This window comes from Cohnella cellulosilytica (assembly GCF_042431195.1).
GTDB classification, from domain to species: domain Bacteria; phylum Bacillota; class Bacilli; order Paenibacillales; family Paenibacillaceae; genus Cohnella; species Cohnella cellulosilytica.
On the sequence record NZ_JBHMDN010000007.1, the window covers coordinates 125,119 to 146,138 of the forward strand.

A 21,020-nucleotide genomic window follows, 5' to 3' on the forward strand; every position below is an offset into this window, starting at 1 on the left:
TTGATAAATCCCTCCATGGCAATATCATTTCTTCGCGCAGACCCGTTATTCCTTCACGGCGCCTACGGTCAAGCCTTGAATAAAGTAACGCTGGAAGAACGGATAGGCCAGCACGATCGGGCCGGTCGCCAGCACGACCATCGCCATTCGCGACGTATCCTGCGGCATCGACTGCAGCACGCCCATGCCCAGGGACGGATTGTTCGTATTCTGCAAAATAAACTGCATGCTGTTCTCGATGCGCATCAGCATCGACTGCAGCGGCACAATGCTCGGGTCCTCGATGTAGAGCAGGGCGTTAAACCAGTCGTTCCAATAGCCGAGCGTGCTGAACAGGGCGATCGTGGCCAGGCCCGGCAGCGCCAGCGGGACGACAAGCCGGAAGAAGATGCCGAACTCGCCCGCTCCGTCGATTTTGCCGGATTCGATAATCGCGTCCGGGATCATTGTGGAGAAGAACGTCCGCATGATCATAATGTAGAAGGCGTTAACCGCCAGCGGCAAAATGAGTGCCCAGATCGAGTTTTGCAGGCCGAGCAGCTTCGTGGTGACGATATAGGAAGGGACAAGCCCGCCGTTGAACAGCATCGTGAAAAAAGCGAAGAAAGCGAAGTACGTTCTATACTTGAAACTTCTGCGCGAGATGGCGTAGGCGAACAGCGAGATGAAGATCAGACTGAGCGCCGTGCCTATAACCGTAACGAAAATCGTCACTCCGTAGGAGCGCAGCAGCTGATCGCCGGCCTTGAAAATGTATTCGTACGCGGCCAGGCTCCATTTTTCCGGAAACAGGGAATAGCCGTTGCGCGCCAGCGTCTTCTCGTCGGTGAACGACAAAATCATGACGAACAGGAACGGGAAGACGCACGCCAGCGAGAACAAGCCCGCGATTAGATTAAACGTGACGTTCCAGACCGGGGAAAGCCGGTGAAAGTCGCGCGATTTCGCCAAAGAGGCCATGAGGGTTGCTCCTTTCCGCCAAAATTAGAAGAGCGCGTTGTCCTTGTTGAACCTGCGGACGATGTAGTTCGACGTGATGACGAGAATGAAGCCGACGAACGATTGATACAGGCCCGCCGCCGTGCTCATGCCGATCTCGCCGGTCGTCTTCAGACCGCGGTAAACGTAGGTGTCGATGACGTTGGTGACGGAATACAGCGTTCCGGAATCCCGCGTCACCTGATAGAACAAGCCGAAGTCGGCGTAGAAAATGCGTCCGATCGCCAGCAGCGTCAGAATCGTCATCAGCGGCGTCAGCATCGGCAGCGTAATGTTGCGGATTTGCTGCCACTTGTTCGCGCCGTCGATCATCGCCGCCTCGTACAGCGACTTGTCGATGCCCATGATGGCGGCCAGGTAGATGACGCTGTTGTAGCCGAGCGATTTCCACAGGAAGACGAGCACGAGAATGAGCGGCCAATATTTCGGCTCCGAATACCACTGCACCGGGTCCGCCCCGACGGCGACGGCGATCTTGTTCAGCATGCCGCGGTCGAAGCTGAGGAAGCTATATACGAAATAGCCGACGATGACCCACGACAGGAAGTACGGCAGGAACATTCCCGTCTGGTACCATTTCGCCAGTCTTTTGTTTGCGATTTCGGACAGGACGATCGCCATCGCCACGGCCAGCACGAGGCCGATAAAGATGAAGACCGCGTTATAGAGAATCGTGTTGCGCGTAATAATATAAGCGTCGTCGGTCCGGAACAGAAACTTGAAGTTGTCGAAGCCGACCCACTTGCTGTTGATGATGCTGGACAGGAAGCTGCCGCTAAAACGATACTCCTTAAACGAGATGATCGTTCCGAGCATCGGCAAATACGAGAAGCAGATAAACCACAGGCTGGCGGGAAGGACCATCAGCAGCATGGCTTTGTTGCGGTTGATATCCTTCAGATGGCGCCCTAAGGCTTTCATGAACAATCCCCCTTGCGCTGTAAAATGCAAGACAAGCCCAATCGTGAAAAACGGGCGAATGCCGATCATTCGCCCGCGCTATCGCTTTTTACTTGTTGTTGGCGGTTTTCCAGGCGTCGAGCTGGCTTTGCGCTTCGGCCATAATCTTGTCGAGGCCGGCCGCCTTCAGCTTCTCGATCGCTTTCGGCACGTACGATTCCGGATCGACCGTACCCGTCATCAGCGGAGCCCAGAACGCTTCCTTCGCGTTCTGTACGGCCGCGATCTCGGTCGACACCTTCGACGGATCGAAGTTAAAGCCGAGCAGGATGGCCGGTTGGCCCGCGTCGTTGTACTTCTTGAACTCTTCCCACTTGTTGTCCGGGTCGCCCGGGTTCAAGTACGTCAGCATCACGTTGCCGAGAGCGAACGTCGGCATGTCGTAGTTTTTCGACTCCGGCAGGTTCTCCATGTGCGTGTCGTCGATTTTCTTGTAGTGCGTGCCTTCGATGCCGGAGTCGACCATATTGCGCAGCACCGGATCGGTGTTGAGCAGGTTCAGGAACTCCATCGCCTTCTCCTTATGCTTGGAGTTGGCCGAGATCGCCTGCATCGAGCCCATTACCGACAGGTTGTACACGAGCGCGTCGCTCTGCGGCGTCGAAACGATCGGGTAGCCGTAGCTCGTTGACCAGACGTTGTCCGCGAACGGCTGCGTCGTCGCCTTGTCGGCGAACCACAGGCCGGTCGCCTGTACGTCGCTCGACGATTCGAGCGTCGCCGCTTCGGTCGGAACGTAGCCGGCTTTGTAATACTTGTTCATCGTCGCGAGCGCCTGCATCAACTCCGGCGTCTCGAAGATGTTGACGACCTTGTACTCCGTGTCGTCCAGCTTGACGGCCAGCGGGAACTTTTCGATCAGATAGTCATAAGGCACGTAAGGCATGAAGCTCTTGTCCACCTGCAGCGGAATGACGTCCGGATTGTTTTCCTTGACCGTCTTCAGCAGCGGCTCCAGGCTTTCCAGCGTGCGGACGCCTTCGAAGCTCAGGTTGTTCTCGTCCAGAATGTTCTTGTTGAAGCGCCATACCTCTTGGGCCGGAAGCTCCTTGTTGGCCGGAACGCCGTAGTTTTTGCCGTCGACCTTGGAGCCTTCCAGGAACGCCGGGTCCAGCGTGTCCTTGATGCCTTGGCCGTATTGGTCCAACAGCTCGTCAATCGGGGCGAAGGCGCCTTTACGCGCGTTCTGCACGTAATCGAAAGCCCACGAAGCGGTGAACATGATATCCATCGAAGAACCGGAAGCGGTCAGAACCTGCATTTTCTGGTTGTAATCGCCCCAGTCGATCATCGTCATTTTGACCGTCGCGCCGATTTTTTCCTTCGTATATTTGCTGACTTCCTCCATGACCTTGTCGGTGTCCTTCTGCGGCGTGCCGATCGTGTACCAGCTCAGCTCGACCGTATCGCCCTTGTCGCCGCCGGATCCGGCGGAGTTGTCGGAAGCGTTGTTGCTTCCGCACGCGCCGAGGACAAGCGACGCGGCCAGAATCGACGTCAGTCCGAACGTTAATTTCTTGCGTGTGCTGTTCATGTTATGGCCTCCCTTATCTATCTGCCTAAGTATGTTGCATCTCCACCTTGAATATTAAAGGATGAAACCATTTTCAAAAATATTAGAAACCAAAGATTCCATGGACAAACTAAATAAACGACTTCGTTCCGCAAGTTTCGACAGCTTGCAGAACGAAATCGTTTATCGCGGGAGCCTGTCCGGAGCCTGCGATGCCGCGACGCGCAAGACCAGCTTCAGAGCAATCCCTTGTATTCGCTGGGAACGATGCCGACGTGCTTCTTGAACTGCTTGTAGAAATAGCCGATCTCCCAGTAGCCGACCTGGCGGGCGATCTCGTTCACCTTCAGCGGGCTTTCCAGCAGCAGCTCCTTCGCCTTGCCGATGCGGAACTTGTTGATATAATCCGCGAACGTCTCCCCCGTCTGCTTGTGAAACAGCTGGCCGAGATAGTTCGGATGGATGTGATACGTCTGCCCGAGCGACTTAAGCGTCATCGGCTCCGCGTAATGCTCCTGAATGTGGCGCAGCACCTGCTTGATGACCGGGCTCATGTCCTCCCCGGCGAACGAATCGACGGAGAACGTCGCCGCAGCCGTTACCGCTTCCTCGAGCTCCTCGAACGAATCCGCGCCTACGGCCCGATCCAGGGCGCTCCGGTACGCTTCGGCGGCGTCGGGGCGGTTCAGCTTGTCCGTCTCCAGCTTCATGCGGATGATCAGCTCGACGGCGGCGCCCTTGGCCCGCGCCGGATCGGCGCCGCCCGCGGAGCGAAGCGCGGCGAAGTCGGCGGCGATGCGGCGCAGCAGCTCCGGCTTGTCCTTGGCGACGAAATCTTTGGCATACGCGTCCCATTCCAGCAGCCCGTCGGGCAGCGCGACCGCGGAAGCCGAAGGCAGCTCGTCGCAATCGATAAAGCGCAGCTCCGGCGCGATCAGGAACAGCGGCTGCGCGCGCCGCGCCTGCTCGTAGCTCTCTCCCGCGCTCCCCGTCGGCTGCGCGCCACCGAGCGACACGAGCAGCTGCCCTTCTCCCGCCTCGACGAGCGATAACAGCTTCTTCTCCGCCATTCTCCTGCCCAGCTCGGGATCGTCCATGCCGAACACGGCGATCGCGTCGTCCCCTTCCGTATCCCGGAACAGGACGACGGCTTCCTCGCCCGCCAGCAGCTTGGCCGCCTCCGCGTATCCGTCTCCGGAAGCGCGGGGGGCGCGCACGACTGCGACCGCCGAATACGGCTTCATCGGCCCGATGCCGAGCATTCCCAGCCTCTCCTCCAGCTCCGCGGGGCCGATCCGCCCGGTCAGCCAGCGCTTCATAACGTTGTCGCGCAGAATGCCGATTTCGTCCTCGCCGAAGGCCCGCTCCGGCCGGGCGGCGTTCAGCTTGTCGACCGTGCCGCTCAGCGTTTCGCGCAGCTCGTCGAAGTGAACCGGCTTGAGCAAATAATTTTCGATGCCGAGGCGCAGCCCTTCCTTCAGGTAATCGAATTCGTTGTAGCCGCTCAGGATGACGACCTTCAGGTCGGGCAGCAGCTCGCGGGCTTGCCGAATCAGCGTCAAGCCGTTCATTACCGGCATCGAGATGTCCGTAATCAGAATGTCGGCCGGCACCTGACGCAGCAGCTCCAAAGCCCGCTTGCCGTTCTCGGCGCTGCCGACGACCTCCAGGCCGAAGGCCGACCAATCGACCGCATCGATCAATCCTTCGGTAATAAACGGCTCGTCGTCGACGAGCAGCACGTTATACATCGTCCGAATCCGCTCCTTCCTTGTCCGCGGGCCAGACCGCGGTGACCGTCGTGCCCGCGCCCGGCTCGCTCTCGAGGGTTAATCCGTAGGCCGGCCCGTACGTCAGCTTCAGCCGGTCGTTGACGCTGCGCAGGCCGAACGACGTTCCTTCCGGGCTCTCCGGATCGGCCAGCTCCCGCACCAGACTCTTTAGCTCCTCCGGCTTCATGCCTTTGCCGTTGTCGCGAAGTCGCACGACGATCAGCTCGCCGTCCCGGTACGCCTGCAGCTCCAGCAAGTTGTCGCTGCGCTCCGTGTCCAGCCCGTGGACGATATAATTTTCCACGAGCGGCTGCAGCAGCAGCCGGAAAACGACGGCGCTCGCCAGCTCCGGCTCGCATTCGACTTTATAAGCGAACTTGTCTTTATATCGGATGCGGAACAGCTCCAGATAAAGCCTGCACATCTCCAGCTCTTCGCGCAGCGTGCATTCCGGATTGGCGCTGACCGAGTTGCGGAATAGCGCGGCCAGGCTGTAGATCATCTCCGCGACGTCGTCGGCTCCCCGCGACACCGCCCGCATGCGGATGACCTCCAGCGTATTGTACAGGAAGTGCGGCTTGATTCTCGCTTGAAGCGCGGACAGCTCCGTCTGCTTCAGGCGGATTTCCGCCTTGTATTCCCGGTCGATCCGGCGGTTCAGCTCGTCGAGCATCTCGTTAAAGCTGTGCGAGATCTGTCCAAGCTCGTCCTCGCGCGGGTCCTGCAGGCGCGCGGTCAAATTGCCGTTCTCGACCTTCTTCATGAACAGGACAATCCGGTTCGTCCTCCTGGACACGCTGACGATGACAAGGGACGGAATGACGATCGCGACGGAGATACAGACCGCGCTGACAAGCACGATCGTCCGCTTCAGCCCGGCGTAAGCTTCGGCGACCTCGCGCACGGGCGAGAGGCCGACGACGGTGTAGCCCGCCTTGTTTTGCGGCAGCGTGGAGATGTAGGCCGGCTCGTCCAGCTTCTCGATCGCGTTCAGCGACCGGACCTGCTCCAGATAGGGGAACGGCGCGCCGTAGTAGCGGTTGGACGTATCCAGCATCACCTGGCCGTCCTGCGTGAGCACGAGTATCGTCCCCTTAAGCGGGGCGCGATTGTGCTCCAGCGCCCGGCCGGCCATGCCCGCGTCGAAATAGACGAGCAGCTGGCCGATGTTTTCGAGCGAGTTTTTGTCGTTCAGGCGGCTTCTCATGCCGTACAGCTGGGGATTCCATTGATTGATCGTTTTGCGGACCCAGACGTTGGGCACGGAGGCGGCCGGCCCTTCGGCGGCCATAATCTCGGGAAGATAGGAGCGGGTGGCGTTCACGTCGTACAGCCTGCTCGCTCCTCTCGAATCGTAGACGTACATCTCCTGCCTCTGGGAGCTGTACAGAATAATGTTCTGGATATCGGGATCGGATTCCATCCGTCCCGCGAAGTAGCTCACCGCGTCCGTCGAGCCGATGCCCTCGTAGTTCTGGTCCAGCATGTACTGCACATAGTCTCCGTAAGAATGCTTCAGAAAATAAGACACATTGCTCGCCAGCGCCCCGTTGCGATAAATATCCGATACGGCGTCCTGCATCCAGTCGTACTTTTGCTCCAGGTAACGGTTAATCCGGTCCATTGCCTGCTTCTGGTTGTTCAATTCGCCTTCGATGACCGACGCGGACAACAGGTTAAACAGCAAATAAGACAACGTAATAATCGTCGCGTTCACGATCAGGGCCAGCACGAAAATGACCTTGACGAACAAGTTGTTGCGGATGTAGTTGCGGTACAGCTTTCCGAATTTCAATGGAGGGCCTTCCTCGTCCTTGGGTTTATGGATAAATCATAGCAGATATGCCCAGGGAAACCCAACTTCCGAATATTAAAGGCTCCTGCGCGCCCGCGACGGAAATACATTTGTCTGCGACCGTACGGAATAGCACGGGAGTGACATCGTCAATTTATCCGAAAGGATGGTATGCTAAATAAGATGAACCATGGAACATGAATTCGAACGGCCGGCAGGAGGACAATCCGTTGCGTATCAATGAACTGGAGTGGATGGCGGACATGCGGGTTCTGGACAGGACAAGAGAGCCCGCAGCCGCCGACGTCGCGGAGGCTTTCGCTCTGGACGAATGGCTCGGCAGAGCGGTCGGGGGCGGGGAGCCGCCGATCTGCCATCTATGGCGGCATCCGCGGGCCTTCGTTATCGGATCGAAGGACAGCCGTTTGCCGCATGCGGCGGAAGCGGCTCATATGCTGGAGAGGGCGGGCTATTCCGTGCTCGTTCGCAGCTCCGGCGGCGCAGCCGTGCCTCTGGATCTCGGGGTTGTGAATGCGTCCCTCATCCTGCCGATCACCGCGAGCGGGACGCAGGATTTCCGTGCCGACTTCGAGCGAATGTACGTGCTGATTCGGCGTGCGACAAGCTTGTATGGACGTGGGATCGAACGGGGAGAAGTGCCCGGCTCTTATTGCCCGGGCGATTACGACTTGTCGCTGGACGGATTGAAGTTTTGCGGAATTGCCCAGCGAAGACAGCTTCGGGCCATGATCGTCCAGGCGTTCGTGGTCGTCGAAGGCTCGGGAGCCGCGCGGGCCCGGCTCGTCCGGAATTTCTACGAGGTCGCTGGAGCCGGCGCGCAATCGGGAGCCTATCCCGACGTTCGGCCGGAAACGATGACGAGCTTGGAAGAACGCGCTCTTGCGGGCCTCGATTCCGCCGAAGCGTTCGCCGACTCGCTCGCAAGCATCGTTCGGAACGCAGCGGAGGACGGAGGCAGACCTTCGCCCGTGATTTTGCCCGACGCCCAAGCCATCGCCGACATGGGTCAAGAGCTGCGAACACGGTACATGATGAGCGAAAACAAATTTTAATCGATAGGAAGAACGGACCACTTTAACGAAGGGAATAAAGATGTACGGCCGAACGAACGGTATGCTATATTACGAATATAACCGTTTACGGGAGCGCCGCCGCTGCCCGGAAGCCTTGACGGGACGAGAGAGAGGATACGCCGCGTATGAACGACAAACTGAAAGCTTTGATCGCTTCCTCGCTCTTATTAGGCGTGCTGCTGTTGACTTCGGCATGCAGCTCGTTCCAGATCGTTCATGCCGCGGACAGCGCAACGTCACAAGCACGGCTGCAAAAAGATATCGTAACCGCTATCGCCAATCGGCAAAGCACCATTCAACTGAAATACGTAGGCCTTAAAAACGCCACGCTTAAGCAAGAAATCAAAGATATTCTTGAAGCGGCGATCCGTTCCGACGACTACCTGCACTATATCGTAAAGACCTACAAATATAAGGCGGCCATCAAAGGAAATTCCGCAACGATCGACTTCAGCTTTACTTACTGGGAATCGCTTGCCCAGACCGCCGAGGTGCGCAAACAGGTCGCATCCGTTATCAAAAGAATCCTAACCCCCGGCATGAACGACCATCAGCGGGTCAAAACCGTTCACGACTGGGTTGTCGCGAATTTGGCCTACGACACCCGTCTTGTCTCCCATTCCGCTTACGACGGGCTAGTAGACGGATCCACGGTCTGCCAGGGCTATGCCTTGCTCACCTACGAAATGATGAAACAGGCAGGAGTGGCGGTGCAGATCGTCGAAGGAACTTCGCGTGGAAGGGCCCATACATGGAATCTCGTGCGAATCGACGGAAAATGGTATCATCTGGACACGACCTGGAACGACCCTATACCGGATGCCGTCGGCAAAGTGCAGTATAACTACTATAATTTAACGGATGCTCAAATCCGCGTCGATCATAAATGGTCCCTATCGACCGGTTATCCCGCCGCCTCGACCGATTACGGCCAAGTCGTCTCGGAGCTCGCCAAAAAAGGCGGGAGCAAGGCAAGCTTCTATCGGCAGCTGCACGGCTTGATGGGCTACGCTTATATGGAAGACGTCTATACCGCTTCCAGCGTCTCCGAGCTGACGGAACAAATCCGCGCGGCCGCGGACAACGGCGAGTCCGAGCTCATCATCCGCTACACGAAAGGAATTAGCGTAACTTCAGACCTCAAAAAAGCGTTTAACGCCCAATCCGGAGCCTCGCGCATCAGCTACACGCTTGAAGACTATACCCGCACGCCGGCCAACGACAAGCTTCTTCGCATTCAGCTTCACCGCTAAATCCGCGCCTTTAAAACATCAAGGCCCCGACCATGCGTCTGCATGGCCGAGGCTAGCGTTGCGGTAAACTATTCATTTGTACTCGCTCAGACCTCCGATACATGCGCAGCATGCGCTCCTAAATTTGCCTTGCTCGAACATGCTTGGCATGTAACCATCCACGTTCTTCTTGCTTATGTGTTGCTTGGCGTTGCTCTTTCATTGGATACCCGCATGCCGGGAGGTAGGCTGGCACGCTTCGCCTTTCGCTACGTCATCGGATGATTCTCCCTTCCGATCCGTCATGTATATTGTCAGTTCAGGCGAGTATGCGTTGGGGGTGAGCCGGACCGTCTCGGAGTTGCCTTTGGACGCCGTTTGGTCACCTAAATTCGCCTGAAGCAGAACAATCGTCTTAAGGTGGCAACCTTGTTTTGCTGCCTTTATTATAGCCCATCTTTACATTAAGTTAAATATTCAGATAATTCAGTTTTATCGAAAATTCAGCCGATTTCCTGAATAATGCTCACGAATATTCACTCTTTCTCTGTTGTTCGCGATTTTTCGCTGCATCGTTCTCCTCCTTTCTTCCACCTTATAGCCATTATCCCCTCGGCTCAGATTCCGCTGCAATATCCGTTTTATAACTCGTCCCATTTCCCTCCTCATCTTCAGCTCCCACTCTCCGTCTCTCAGATTCCGCTTCTTATGCCCTCATTCTCCCCCCTCGCTCCTTCTCATTTTTTCCCTTATGGCCACTATCCCTTCTGCTCAGAAATCGTTCGCCCCCCCGACCTATCCACTTTCTGGGTTTTCAATCGAACATTAGCAAACGTTTTTTTCATTTTACAATTTCTTTTTTTTGAAAAATGTTGTAAAAAACCCAAAATTGAATTATAATAAGAACATATGTTCTAGACACAAACTTCTCAGTCAACAATCACATTCGTTCAATTGACGCAATCTATCTCCAATCGTTCATGAAAGCGGGTGGCTCCAATTTCTAACGAGATGACCTTTGAGCAATTTTGCACACGTTACTCCACGGAAGCTTTATGCGCCGAGGCTTTGTTTCATTCGCGATGGCCCAATGGGTTCAATTGTCCAGGTTGCGGTCACCGTGAATACTATGAACTCCGGACCCGCAGACTACCGTTATACGAATGCCGCTCATGCCGCCGCCAAACCTCATTGATCGTCGGCACGATCATGGAAGGCAGCCGAACGCCTCTGACGTTATGGTTTCAAGCCCTGTTTCTCCATGCCCGCCCGAAAGGAATCAGCGCATTCCGCCTGGCTTCCGTGATCGGCACCACCTACAAAACCGCATGGCTGATCTGTCACAAAATACGTCACGCCATGTCCGCCTGCGATTCTCAAGAACTGCTTTCCGGACTTGTCCGGGTCAATTGCGGAGGATACGGTCGTCCCCACAATCCGACGGTTTTCAGGCATCCCCAAAAACAACCCCTGATTCTGGGAGGAACGATCTCCGCAGAGGCAGGTATCACTCATCTCAAAATCAAACAAGTTCCTGACCGCCATCTCATCCAAGATCGAATTACTTCCCTGGGAAGCCACGAGTTTGTCCAAAAGCATGTCGACTCCGCTAAAGCGGACATCACTATCGTTATCCAAGAATTCAGTATTCACAGATACAGACCGCTTCTTCAGATGGCTTCGAATGCTTCCAATTGGATAAACTGGACATTTAGCGGTATAGGACCGAAGCATCTTCAATCCTATCTGGATCAGTACTGCTTCGGGTACAATCAGTTGCAGCGGAAAACCAACCCTTTTCAAGTATTGCTAAGCTATATCGCCATAACCCCTACACTGACTTACCTCAACCTGATCCAGCGAGAAGATTATTCAGCCCAACGCAAAATCGAGTACGAGAGATTGCTTCGCGAAGCTTGTTAGACGGCCTGCCACCCTGCTTTTTAAAAAATCAAGTATTAGAGAGGCTCGCTGTATTCTGCCTTTACTTCTGAGCCAAGGGGATAATGGCCATAGGCGCGAAAAAGACGCGAAAAGTCCCGGGGAACGGGCGGTCGGGAAAAGCATCGCAGCCTGGGTCAAAACGGAGCCAAGGGGATAATGGCCATAGGCGCGAAAAAGACGCGAAAAGTCCGGGGGAACGGGCGGGCGGGAAAAGCATCGCTGCCTGAGTCAAACCGGAGCCAAGGGGATAATGGTCATAAGCGGGAAAAATACGGAGGAGCGTGCAGTCGGGATAACCGGGATAGGCGCAGAAGTCTGGGTTAATATGGAGACGAGGGGATAAGCCTCAATGAGGGAGGCTGTCATCCCCTGACGGAGCGAACGAATCATCGCCGTTTTGGGCCATCTCCAGGCTGGCCGTCAGGTTGGTCAGCAGGTCCCCGAGGTGGTTTTCCCGCTTCACGGCGGGTTCTTCACGAGCGCGTTGCTGGGGAGCAAGTTTGGTCATTTTATTTTCGAGCAGGGCTCGCAGAGCGGTATCGTATTTGTTCGGGTACTTCGTTCCGACAAACGGGGAAGACATCGCATCAATCAACTGTCGGAAAACGAAAAGGTGGTTCTCGGAAATTGGAGCATGCGCTCGGTTGCCTGCGGAAGCGATGCGCTCCATCGGGCGAAGCTCGTCTTCATAGAGCATTGTAGAGAGAACAAGCCCCTCCGGCGTCGGCCATAGAGCGGCAAGGCTTTGGGCGGATCTGAGCGTAATGTATCCGATCCCGGCTTTATTCGTTCGAAGAAGACCGGCGTGAAGCAAACGGAACGTCTCGTCTCCCAACTCGTCGCTTCCGACATAGTAGTGCTTTTTCAAACGGATGCGGGCTACGTCCGACTCGTCGGCGAATTGTTCGATGAACAGCGTTTTGGAAGCGGGAGGCGCTATCCCTTCCAGTTCCTCCTCGGTCAGCTCGACGTAATTGCCCCCGCCCAGATCGTATGCCTTGCGCACGTCCTCCGGTTCGACTTTCTCCTCGCAGGCCCGGCAGTATTTCAGATGAGACAGAGCTCCGCCGCAGGCCGCATGAAGCGTTTTTAGCGCAATCTCCTTGTCTTCGGTCGCCGCATACAGCTTGATCGGGATTTGGATTTTGGCAATCTGCAGGGTACCTTTCCACATGGCATGCATTCGGTTTCCTCCCGTTATCGCAATCTATCAACAGGATTGCCCAAATGATAGGATCGAATACTCGCTTACAAGGGAGAAAATGAAGAAGGAAGGCGCCGCTTTCCGTTGCTTTGGAATGTCTCCTTCGTTAAGATGAAAGTAACGGATGGTGTCGAACAATGGAATTCACGCAGCAGGATTTGAATCATTTCAATGCCGTGCTCAACGACTACGCCGAGACTTTGAGCGGCTCGGAGCTCACCTTCTACGTTCACTATTGGGGCGGTGAAAAAAAGCTTTTTACGAACGGCGTTCACAAGCATTCCTTTTTCGAAATGTGTTACGTGCTTGACGGAAGCGGAACTTACGAGGAAGGCTCGCATCGGCTGCCTATCGGGCCGGGCACGCTGTTTATGTCGCGGCCTAATCTGAAGCACCAGATCGTCAGCGACGAAGGCTTGTACATCGTGTTTGTCGCTTTCGAGCTCATTCCAGCGGAGTCTTCCACGGAGGGGCAGAGAAGATTTCGAAATCTGGAAAAATCCCGCACCTTTTTCCTCCGCAACGCGGAAAGCTGTCCCTCGGTTCTGATCTGGCTTGCTTTACTGCGGCAGATCGGGGATTCGAGGCATTTTCTCGAGGAGGGCGTTCTCGGGCTGGCTCGCGCTTTGATCGTTTCTTTCGAAAGCGCCTTCTCCGATCAACGAGGGCCGGCCAGAGCCGAGTACCTTCCCAGTTCCTCATCCACGCTGGTGCACCGGGCGAAGCTGTACGTTCGCGACAATCTGGCCCAAGAGCTGAAGCTCTCGACGGTGGCCGATTACTTGCACGTGTCTTCGCGCCATCTCTCCCGCCTGTTCGGCGAGGAGCTCGGGCAGCCCTACTCCGCATACGTTAGAAAAGAAAGAATTCGGCAAGCCGTATCTCTGCTCACGACGACGGACTGGTCGATCAAGCGGATCGCCCAGGAAACCGGCTTCGGGACGGTGCATTATTTTACGACCGTGTTCAGCGCCGAAATGGGCGAGCCGCCCGGGCAATTCCTCAAAAAGCTGAAGGAGCAGAGCGAGATGTTCTGATGCATAAAGGTTGGATGTTAAAGCGGTTGGATGTTATAACAGTTGGATGTTAAAACGGTTGGCGGGGATAAGCCCGGCCAACCGTTTTTTTGAGGGATTACGTGGACGCCGTAAACGCGATGCGGATGGCCGAAAGTCCTCCAGGCTCCAGCATGCCGCGTATTTCTCCCCCGGTCGTCTCCAGCTTCTCTGCGTTTTCTTCCAACACGTTTACGCGGAAGGCGCGAGAGATGGCTGTACCCGGCAATTTGAGCGCGTATAGCGCCGCCTGTCTCCCCGAAGAGCCCCGGATATCTTGAAGCCGGACGATGATGCCGTCACCGTCGTCGGCGGCTTTGATGTAGGTGACAGCGACGCCTTCGCCGGATACCTCCAGCAAAGTTCCGCCCGTTTCTTCCGGACAGACGCAAGCCGGAAACTGTTGAATCGGCAGCGAAGCTTCGAGTCCGCAGCGTGTCATCTCTTCCGGCCGGAAAGGGCCGGAAAACGGAAGGATTCGATACGTCAGAGAGATCGAGCCGGGCTGGCTGGCCCGGAAATTGGTATCCCAATAATTGTTCAGCGGCCAAGCCAGCAGGAGCGGATTGGCGTCGCGCGGAATCGAAGCGCTCTCCCGGCCGAAATTGAAGCCGCCGATCTGCACGAGCGGGGCATCCGGACAAGCCAGGATAACTCCGTTGCGGCCGTCGTGCACCGATACCGCGCGATCCGTCGTCACCCAGTCCCGGCTGACGCCCGGCAGCTGATCGTCGTCCAGCCGCACCGGCGAGCCGGCGGTGTCAAAGACAGCCTCCCACCCTGCGTTCAAACGGAGCGGAAACGCGAAGTAGAGCGACTCGGGCTCCCGGTCGTCCGTCTTGTCCAGCAGGGCCCGCAGCTCGATATCCGGACGATCGCGGAACAGCGTAATTCGCTGCTCCAGCCTGCGGACGCCGGGAGCTTCCCAAACCAACGTCAGCGTAACGCCGCTGTCGTGCTCGGCGACGGAAGACGACAACAGCCGGTCCGCGCCTCTTCGGCGCGCCTTCCAATCGTTGTTCCAGCAGCTGACGCTGTTATTGCCTTTGTCGATGTCGCGCAGGAACAGCGTCTCCCGATGGCGCCTCCCGCGCAGCGGATCGGGCGTCTCGTGCACGTACTGAAACCACGTCCATTCGCTGTCCGGATCGATTATCGACCAGTTCTCTTTTTTGGCGAACAGCTCCGAAATCCTTCCGGTCTGCGGATCGTAATCGAGCCGATAGTATGGCGTCTCGATCCTTCCCGGCTCCAGCCTTATATCGGCGTTCCCCCTATCGGCGCGTGAAAGCGCGGCGTGCGGCACTTTCTTCCAACTGAAGGGAGGCAGGGTGATTGAGCCGAAGGACGGCAGGCTCCAATCGGTGTCCAGGTTGTTGGCGTGCACGCAAAAACGCGATGCCGTCAAATGGCGTCCCCCATGATACCAATGCTCCGGCAGCCGGAGGTCGACGGTCTGTTCCACGGACGAAGCGTTCACGAGCAGCGTCCCTTCCGGTTTGCCGGATTGCGGCGGGTTGCCGGCGAAGCGCTCCAATTCGCGGTTGAGCAAATAACCGCTGAGGCTGTTGGCTTGATGGGCGAAATGGGCTTTGTGCCCCCACAGCACTTTGGTATACGTCGCATCGGGGTCGGTTACCGAGATGTTGGCTCCCCACGTATGCTCGTCGTACAATTGCGCCTGCTCCCAAGCTTCGTCGTACAGGCCGGCCTCCGCTGCGGACAGCGGCTGTCCGCGGAAAGCGGCCAGAAACTCCGCGCTCTGGAGAGCGGCTTTGGCTCTGCGGTTCAGGCGGGTTTCGTCCGCGGAGCTGGCCGCACCGAAGTTCCAATAATCGGTCCAATCTCCCGAATGGACGGGAACCTGCTCGTGCGGCAGCCCCCGCAGCCGCTCAAGCAGCATCTCCGGCGTCGCCATGCGAATTCGGGGACCGAGCCCTTCCGCGTTCCAACGCCGAATCATGCCGAGCAGCTCGGAGTCGGGGGGCGTGTTGTCGAACAGCGGGATATTGGTCGCCGACAGATAGATGAAATCGTAAGGATAATTTTCGTTATCCAGACGGGACAAGTAGCGATCAAGGCCCGCCTTCATCTTGACCATGTCGTTCTCCCACAGCTCCCCGAACTGCGTGAACAGCGAGTAATGCTCACCGTGGAAGGTAAGCAGCTCCTGGCGGTTCGGCGCCGCCCAGCGGAACGCGCTCGGACGCTTGAACGGAATGCCTCCGAAATGAATGTTGATGCCGGTCGTATAGAGCTCGATGCCCGCGTCCGGCAAAATCTGCGCGAACGTCCAGGGTTGGCCGTTGATGTCGTGGTTGATCGCCGTGCGAATCGGCGCTCCGAAGCGCTCGCGAAGCCGCTTGACCGGACGCAGCGCGCGAATCATCTCTTCTGCGGAGCAGAGCGGCGTACTGTGCAGGTTGACCGCCGTGAGGCAGATCTGTCCGCTCCGCACGCACGCAGCGAAACGTTCGACGCGCTCCTCGTCTGCCGTATCCAGCCAACGCATGACCGGCTCGGTCGCCTCGCACGTCCAATAGAAGCGCTCGTCTTCCGGCTGATCCGCCGTCTCCTCGCACAGCTCGATCGCCTGATCGATATACGATTTCTGCAGCTCCCACAGCACCGGCTGCGGATGCGTATAGCCGATATCCAAGTGGCTATGATGGTAGACGAGAATGTCCCGAATTTCGGCCATCGTTTTCCCTCGCTTTCGTCCCGTTGATGGTTTGGCGCAGCAGCAGCGACACTCCCGCGAACGCGCTGAGCGATGTGTCTTCGGTGACTTCCAGGGCGACGCCGTACCCGCCGAGCGCCAACTTCACGCGATCCAGAAACAGATCCTGGCTCTTGACGATCTGTCCTCCGAGAACGACCGCTTCCGGACGAAACGTCTTCAGGAATGGAAGCAGCATCTCTCCGACGCTGTCGCCGAACCGCTGAAAGACGCCGATCGCCTTCGGGTCTCCGCCGCGAGCCAGCTCAGCCGCTTGTTTCACATCCAGAGCGGTATCGTCCATTCCCGCCTCCCGCATAAGCCGGACGATCCCCCTTTTGGAAATATAATCGTCCACGATCGACTCCCGGAAAGGCTGGTTGTAAACCCATCCGTCCTCGGGCACGTCCTCCCGATGCTTGACGAGAACGCCTTCCTCCAGAAACGCGGAGCCCGCCCCGGTGCCGATGGTCAAGAACAGCGCCCTGCCGTACGAGGCTGCCTTGCCTGTGGCGTATTCGCCCAGCGCGAAAAGGTTGGCGTCGTTCTCGAATACGATCTGAAAGTCGGGCGAATGCTTGTCTGCGAACCAGCTTTCTTTCGCCAGCCTTACGGTCAATTCCTCGCGCAGGTTCACCCCGTAGATGCTCTCGAATTTGTCTATGCCCCGAATATAGCTGATGCCCTTCTCGTAATCGAACGGACCGGGGAAGGCGTAGCCGACGCCGTCGATCCGGAACGTTTTGTCCATAATCCGGTTTGTCTGCTGCTTGATCAGTTCAATGAAATGCGCGAGCAGCTCGTCTTTGGCCTCTTGAGATTTGGACGGATAGATCATATAGGAGTCCGGGACGAGCTTCCCGAGCTCGTTCATGACCGCCGTTTTGATGAACAGGCCGCCGATGTCGAATACGATCGTATAGGTTTTCATAATCCCGCTCTCCCATTCGTTCTAGATAATCTGCCGAATCCGGATGAATCTCGGGCGGTAGATGCCGCCGAGCGCCATATGGGCGTCCATGCTCGTCGTGTTTACATTGTAGCTGGCCAGAAGTTCGCCCGGGTGCGACAAGTGTGGGTGCGCTTTGGCATTGTACGAATAGATGCCATGCCCTTCTTCGGGCTCGGTGCATGCATGCAAAGGCAAGTACGGGCTAAACGGGCCGACAGGACTGTCTGCCGCGCTCACGGCCACGCGGTTCCCGGAAACTCCCCCCTGCTGAATGACGAGGACGTATTTGCAGTCCAGAAATCCGCCGTTCACGGGGGAGACGCTCAGTTCCGCCGAGACACCGGACGCGATCGGCGCGCACGTCTCCTTCCGGGCCGTCCAGCCGCTGCCGTCCCAGAACGTCCATTTCTCCGTCCGTTCCAGCTCTTCCGCGGGCACGCGAGCGACGACAAGCTTCGCGACGCCGTCATTTTGCAGCCCGTAGATATAGACGAAGCCGTCCGGATCGGGGACTCCGGCCTCCGCCGTGTTGGGCAGCACGGCGGCTCCGAAATAGGTCGTATGGCCGGCGGCCGACCGGAAGTACAAATCCGTGTCCGCCTGCTCCTGTCGAGCCAGCACCGGGCCGTCCTCATTCAGGGGAGCGGATACCCGCACGACGCCGTGGACCGCGAATTGGAAACCTTCCGGACCGTCCGGGTTCGGACCAATGATAAGCGGAAAGCAATGGAGCTTGCCGCCCACCGACGTTCCGTCCTGCAGCCAATAATACGCGCCTTCGTGAGCCAGCCCGGCCGGGGTCCGCGGCACGATCGCGCTGGCCGGCAATTCCCCCTCCCGGTTCCACAGGAAGGCAATCGCCTCCGGGTCCGGACGGCCGCCCTCCAGCAAAGCCAGCGTATTGTTGATCATGACCGTATCTATGCGCTCGTCCGTTCGCTCGTCGACCGTGCCGATAAACGTGTCCCCGAACAGAAACAAGGTCCGGGTTTGCGCCGCGCGACCCGGCGCTTCCACGCCGTTCAGCGGAATCGAATAGATCCCGTCGGAGCCCGTCCATCCCCGCTTTCGATGAAACAGGCGCGTCCATTCCTCGTCCGGCTCGGCCGCCAGGCCCGTGCCGGCCAAGAAGGCGGCGGCCTTCCCTTGCGTCCGGACGTATCTTGCATGCGGCACGCTCTCCGGCCGCCGGGATTCGTCCGGCTTCGGAGCGGAGAACGGCGTCCACGCTCGGCCGTCTAGGGAAATTTCGGCTTGCCGAAGAGGGCGGCCGTCGGTGTCTCCGCGGATTTCGCCCAGCGGATATGTGGCGCCGAAATCGTAAATCGTCCATGTTCCACCCGGTCCCGCTTCCTCCTCCCAGCTTCGGCTAACCGGGATCGGATCTCCCCTGCGCTTCGGTAGGCTTGTCTCGCGTTCGTCGTTCATGGGCCCAAGCACCTCCTGGTCTTTTGTCTCGCATTCCGCCGCTTATTTTTATAGTAAGACTCTCGCGAGGCCGTCGTCTTTCTGAATAGACGTCTTTCTTTTATAAAATCAAGACATTTGTCGGATTCGGACAACGCAAAAAATCCCCCGTCAGGGGGATAGGGGAGCGGCAGAATCATGCTTCTTGCCGCCGTTATTGTATGACTCTGTACGGTCCGACGTCGGGCCAAAAGGCGAGTGTAAACGCCAATTCGTCCGTCAGCATGTCCATCATCTCCTGCAGCGGTCCTATGGCGGGAACCAGCTGCCATTTGCCGCGATGATTGGCGATGCTCAGCACGAAATCCTGTCGGCTGTCCAGCCGGGTCAGCACGGCGCGTATCGCCTCTTCGTTCGGCTCGATGGAATAGATGACCAAACTCCTGCCCTGCGTGCGAACGTCCAAATGCAAAAATCCCATTGCGTGCAGCTTGTTCCGAATAAAGCTGTGCGATATTTTCAGATCCAGATCCAAGGCTGGCGCCTCCTTACGCGATAGCGTTATCCCTCGTAATCGACGATCGGCTTAATGATCTGCGCGATCAGCTTGATCTTCTCGGGCGGACAGCCTTCCAGCATATCTATGATCTCGTTGCGCATGTAATCCGTGCCAGAAGTGTTCGCGCCGCGCAAAATATAATCGGCGGATGTCTCCAAAACCGCGCATATTTTATCCAGGTTGTTCAGATTGACCGGAGTCCGGCCTCTCTCGATCTTGCTGATATATGCATTCGACACGTCCAGAGATTCCGCAAGCGTCTCCTGAGTAATGCCCTTCTCTTCTCTGGCCTTCCTGATCCGATTGCCAATTACCGAGTAATCGAAGCCCAATGTTCATCACCCAATCCGACTATAACAAGCCCCCTTCATCGTTTACATATCCATAAATTCAATGTTAACTTATAGGTTCATGGAAGGTGACGATTTTATAAAAAAGTTTGATCGAGCGCTCTTTGTCGAACAAATAGGCCTGACGTAGGAGCCCTCTTCCTCTAATCTTAGCATATCGTCTCCGGTATACGTGAGAGACAATAGGCCCGCGCCAAAAAACACGGCCGCAAGCGGTCGTGTTTTCGGAGCTGCCGTTCCGGCGGGTGCGGCGGGAGCGTCACTCATATTGGGAACGACGCGTAAACGCGTGGTAGATCAAGTAAACGGCCATGCAGATCGCCGTCGTCAAAAAGCCCCAGCCGAGCGCGATCTGTTCGAGCAGCAGATAGTTGTTGCAGAGCTGAACCGGTGCGATGACGTACAGCAGTCCCATCGCGGCGAAAAGCGCCGTGAAGCCGATCGCGACTGCGCCTTTGGCCGCGCCGCCGATCTTGGGCCAGCTGTCCCTCAGCGGCACGCCGCATAGAAACGCCAGGCTCAGGAATTTGAAGGCCTCCGCCCCGAACGAGGCCAACGCCTCGTCCATCGCCCTCGGCAGCATCCAATACGCCGCGATAATTGCGAACAGGACGATGCCGGGCGCGCCGTTCCCGTTCCACCGGCCGAGAAATCCGGTCAAGCGGATTTGCGGATACTTGCCCATCAAGAAGCCGGACAGAACCAATAAGGGCATCTGCATATGCATGTGAGCGATCATCACCGATTCCATCAAGCCGGCCACGGGAGGGAGGGCAAGAAGGACGAACAGCGCAAGCCCGTACAGCGATTGCTTCATCCGCTTCCCCTCCCTGCCTTCTCTTGGACGAGGATTCGGGAGATTTTGTCCGCCGCTTCCTCCGGCCGGGTATAATCCATCACGTCGATTAATTTCCCGCGCGGATCGACGAGATAGAAGGCGGAATTATGGGCGAAGCCTCCGCTCTCGTCGGGAATGACGATGACGCCGAATTCGTCCAGCAATCTGTCCAATTCGTTCCGATCGGGAACTCTGGCCATCCGCCATGTCTCTCCGTCGCTGTCGAAGTAGGTCCGGTATTCCTCCAATCTCGCGGGGTCGTCCCGGTCCGGATCGAAGCTGACGCTCAGAAACTCGATCTCCCGGCCGCGATGTCCGGCGGGGATTGCGTCGTACACGAGCCCCATATTACGCTCCAGTTGAACGCACACCGTAGCGCACGTCGAATAGAAAAACGTCATGAACACATACTTGCCTTCGAATTCGGAGATGGAGTAGCTGCGCCCCTTGCTGTCTTCGAACGTCGTCTCGGGAAACGTCGGACGGTTGGCGATTAGCCGGTTCACTCTGGCCGACTCCGCGGTGTAGGCGGTAAAGCCGTCGGTTCCCCAATAAAACAACGCGATTCCAAAAAGAAGGACGATGAACGTCGCCATGGAATTCGAGCGGCCGCTTCTCATGACGGAC

17 protein-coding genes and 1 pseudogene are annotated in these 21,020 nt (G+C 57.2%); 5 read left to right on the forward strand and 13 right to left on the reverse strand.

The genetic code is table 11. From position 1 onward, the window contains the following. Positions 1–45 precede the first annotated feature (45 nt). The 5 genes from ACFFT4_RS03620 to ACFFT4_RS03640 all read right to left on the reverse strand — a co-directional run bounded on the left by ACFFT4_RS03620 (position 46) and on the right by ACFFT4_RS03640 (position 7,039). The gene (locus ACFFT4_RS03620) at positions 46–960 is read right to left on the reverse strand and encodes a carbohydrate ABC transporter permease (RefSeq protein ID WP_378045158.1); all 915 of its coding nucleotides are present in this window, start codon (positions 958–960) and stop codon (positions 46–48) included. 24 nt (positions 961–984) lie between these two features. After that, positions 985–1,920 carry an ABC transporter permease gene (locus ACFFT4_RS03625; RefSeq protein WP_378045160.1) on the reverse strand — a complete coding sequence of 312 codons (936 nt, stop codon included), beginning with the start codon at positions 1,918–1,920 and terminating at the stop codon, positions 985–987. A gap of 88 nt (positions 1,921–2,008) precedes the next feature. Next, the gene (locus tag ACFFT4_RS03630) at positions 2,009–3,493 is read right to left on the reverse strand and encodes an ABC transporter substrate-binding protein (RefSeq protein WP_378045161.1); all 1,485 of its coding nucleotides are present in this window, start codon (positions 3,491–3,493) and stop codon (positions 2,009–2,011) included. Positions 3,494–3,708: 215 nt separating this feature from the next. After that, positions 3,709–5,223 (reverse strand): response regulator, encoded by a 1,515-nt coding sequence (locus ACFFT4_RS03635; protein ID WP_378045163.1) that lies wholly within the window; start codon positions 5,221–5,223, stop codon positions 3,709–3,711. Beyond that, positions 5,216–7,039 (reverse strand): sensor histidine kinase, encoded by a 1,824-nt coding sequence (locus ACFFT4_RS03640; RefSeq protein WP_378045164.1) that lies wholly within the window; start codon positions 7,037–7,039, stop codon positions 5,216–5,218. Before ACFFT4_RS03640 ends, ACFFT4_RS03635 begins: the two co-directional genes overlap by 8 nt. Positions 7,040–7,269: 230 nt before the next feature. Here ACFFT4_RS03640 and ACFFT4_RS03645 point away from each other — a divergent pair, with 230 nt between their 5' ends. The 4 genes and pseudogenes from ACFFT4_RS03645 (at position 7,270) to ACFFT4_RS03660 (ending at position 11,288) form a co-directional block, all read left to right on the forward strand. Further along, the gene (locus ACFFT4_RS03645) at positions 7,270–8,112 is read left to right on the forward strand and encodes a lipoate--protein ligase family protein (RefSeq protein WP_378045166.1); all 843 of its coding nucleotides are present in this window, start codon (positions 7,270–7,272) and stop codon (positions 8,110–8,112) included. A gap of 146 nt (positions 8,113–8,258) precedes the next feature. Then, positions 8,259–9,386 carry a transglutaminase domain-containing protein gene (locus tag ACFFT4_RS03650; protein ID WP_378045168.1) on the forward strand — a complete coding sequence of 376 codons (1,128 nt, stop codon included), beginning with the start codon at positions 8,259–8,261 and terminating at the stop codon, positions 9,384–9,386. A 990-nt stretch (positions 9,387–10,376) separates the two neighbouring features. Then, positions 10,377–10,538: pseudogene (locus tag ACFFT4_RS03655) on the forward strand (transposase family protein); the annotation flags it as partial. 18 nt (positions 10,539–10,556) lie between these two features. Further along, on the forward strand, positions 10,557–11,288 hold the full coding sequence (locus ACFFT4_RS03660; RefSeq protein WP_378045542.1) for a hypothetical protein: 732 nt from the start codon (positions 10,557–10,559) through the stop codon (positions 11,286–11,288). A 367-nt stretch (positions 11,289–11,655) separates the two neighbouring features. Here the strand turns inward: ACFFT4_RS03660 and ku are convergent, their stop codons facing one another. Beyond that, on the reverse strand, positions 11,656–12,492 hold the full coding sequence (ku, locus tag ACFFT4_RS03665) for a non-homologous end joining protein Ku (RefSeq protein WP_378045170.1): 837 nt from the start codon (positions 12,490–12,492) through the stop codon (positions 11,656–11,658). A gap of 158 nt (positions 12,493–12,650) precedes the next feature. Here ku and ACFFT4_RS03670 point away from each other — a divergent pair, with 158 nt between their 5' ends. Further along, positions 12,651–13,550 carry a helix-turn-helix domain-containing protein gene (locus ACFFT4_RS03670; protein ID WP_378045171.1) on the forward strand — a complete coding sequence of 300 codons (900 nt, stop codon included), beginning with the start codon at positions 12,651–12,653 and terminating at the stop codon, positions 13,548–13,550. A gap of 97 nt (positions 13,551–13,647) precedes the next feature. Here the strand turns inward: ACFFT4_RS03670 and ACFFT4_RS03675 are convergent, their stop codons facing one another. The 7 genes from ACFFT4_RS03675 to ACFFT4_RS03705 all read right to left on the reverse strand — a co-directional run bounded on the left by ACFFT4_RS03675 (position 13,648) and on the right by ACFFT4_RS03705 (position 21,013). Continuing rightward, positions 13,648–16,269 carry a glycoside hydrolase family 38 N-terminal domain-containing protein gene (locus ACFFT4_RS03675; protein ID WP_378045172.1) on the reverse strand — a complete coding sequence of 874 codons (2,622 nt, stop codon included), beginning with the start codon at positions 16,267–16,269 and terminating at the stop codon, positions 13,648–13,650. Then, positions 16,232–17,218: an ROK family protein gene (locus tag ACFFT4_RS03680; RefSeq protein WP_378045173.1), complete on the reverse strand. Its 987-nt coding sequence runs from the start codon at positions 17,216–17,218 to the stop codon at positions 16,232–16,234. Before ACFFT4_RS03680 ends, ACFFT4_RS03675 begins: the two co-directional genes overlap by 38 nt. Positions 17,219–17,239: 21 nt before the next feature. Next, complete coding sequence (locus ACFFT4_RS03685; RefSeq protein WP_378045174.1) at positions 17,240–18,667, reverse strand: DUF5005 domain-containing protein; 1,428 nt, start codon at positions 18,665–18,667, stop codon at positions 17,240–17,242. A gap of 193 nt (positions 18,668–18,860) precedes the next feature. Beyond that, the gene (locus tag ACFFT4_RS03690; protein WP_378045175.1) at positions 18,861–19,181 is read right to left on the reverse strand and encodes a hypothetical protein; all 321 of its coding nucleotides are present in this window, start codon (positions 19,179–19,181) and stop codon (positions 18,861–18,863) included. A gap of 26 nt (positions 19,182–19,207) precedes the next feature. Continuing rightward, the gene (locus tag ACFFT4_RS03695; protein ID WP_378045177.1) at positions 19,208–19,537 is read right to left on the reverse strand and encodes a helix-turn-helix domain-containing protein; all 330 of its coding nucleotides are present in this window, start codon (positions 19,535–19,537) and stop codon (positions 19,208–19,210) included. Between the two features lie 277 nt (positions 19,538–19,814). After that, positions 19,815–20,372: a hypothetical protein gene (locus ACFFT4_RS03700; protein WP_378045179.1), complete on the reverse strand. Its 558-nt coding sequence runs from the start codon at positions 20,370–20,372 to the stop codon at positions 19,815–19,817. After that, positions 20,369–21,013 (reverse strand): SCO family protein, encoded by a 645-nt coding sequence (locus ACFFT4_RS03705; protein ID WP_378045181.1) that lies wholly within the window; start codon positions 21,011–21,013, stop codon positions 20,369–20,371. The genes ACFFT4_RS03700 and ACFFT4_RS03705 overlap by 4 nt, the downstream gene beginning before the upstream one ends. Positions 21,014–21,020: the final 7 nt, after the last annotated feature.

Bases quoted from the DNA above. Each gene is read 5' to 3' on its own strand.
- ACFFT4_RS03620 (WP_378045158.1), bottom strand. From the start codon at position 960: ATGGCCTCTTTGGCGAAATCGCGCGACTTTCACCGGCTTTCCCCGGTC.
- ACFFT4_RS03625 (WP_378045160.1), bottom strand. From the start codon at position 1,920: ATGAAAGCCTTAGGGCGCCATCTGAAGGATATCAACCGCAACAAAGCC.
- ACFFT4_RS03630 (WP_378045161.1), bottom strand. From the start codon at position 3,493: ATGAACAGCACACGCAAGAAATTAACGTTCGGACTGACGTCGATTCTG.
- ACFFT4_RS03635 (WP_378045163.1), bottom strand. From the start codon at position 5,223: ATGTATAACGTGCTGCTCGTCGACGACGAGCCGTTTATTACCGAAGGA.
- ACFFT4_RS03650 (WP_378045168.1), top strand. From the start codon at position 8,259: ATGAACGACAAACTGAAAGCTTTGATCGCTTCCTCGCTCTTATTAGGC.
- ku (WP_378045170.1), bottom strand. From the start codon at position 12,492: ATGCATGCCATGTGGAAAGGTACCCTGCAGATTGCCAAAATCCAAATC.
- ACFFT4_RS03670 (WP_378045171.1), top strand. From the start codon at position 12,651: ATGGAATTCACGCAGCAGGATTTGAATCATTTCAATGCCGTGCTCAAC.
- ACFFT4_RS03675 (WP_378045172.1), bottom strand. From the start codon at position 16,269: ATGGCCGAAATTCGGGACATTCTCGTCTACCATCATAGCCACTTGGAT.
- ACFFT4_RS03680 (WP_378045173.1), bottom strand. From the start codon at position 17,218: ATGAAAACCTATACGATCGTATTCGACATCGGCGGCCTGTTCATCAAA.
- ACFFT4_RS03685 (WP_378045174.1), bottom strand. From the start codon at position 18,667: ATGAACGACGAACGCGAGACAAGCCTACCGAAGCGCAGGGGAGATCCG.
- ACFFT4_RS03700 (WP_378045179.1), bottom strand. From the start codon at position 20,372: ATGAAGCAATCGCTGTACGGGCTTGCGCTGTTCGTCCTTCTTGCCCTC.
- ACFFT4_RS03705 (WP_378045181.1), bottom strand. From the start codon at position 21,013: ATGAGAAGCGGCCGCTCGAATTCCATGGCGACGTTCATCGTCCTTCTT.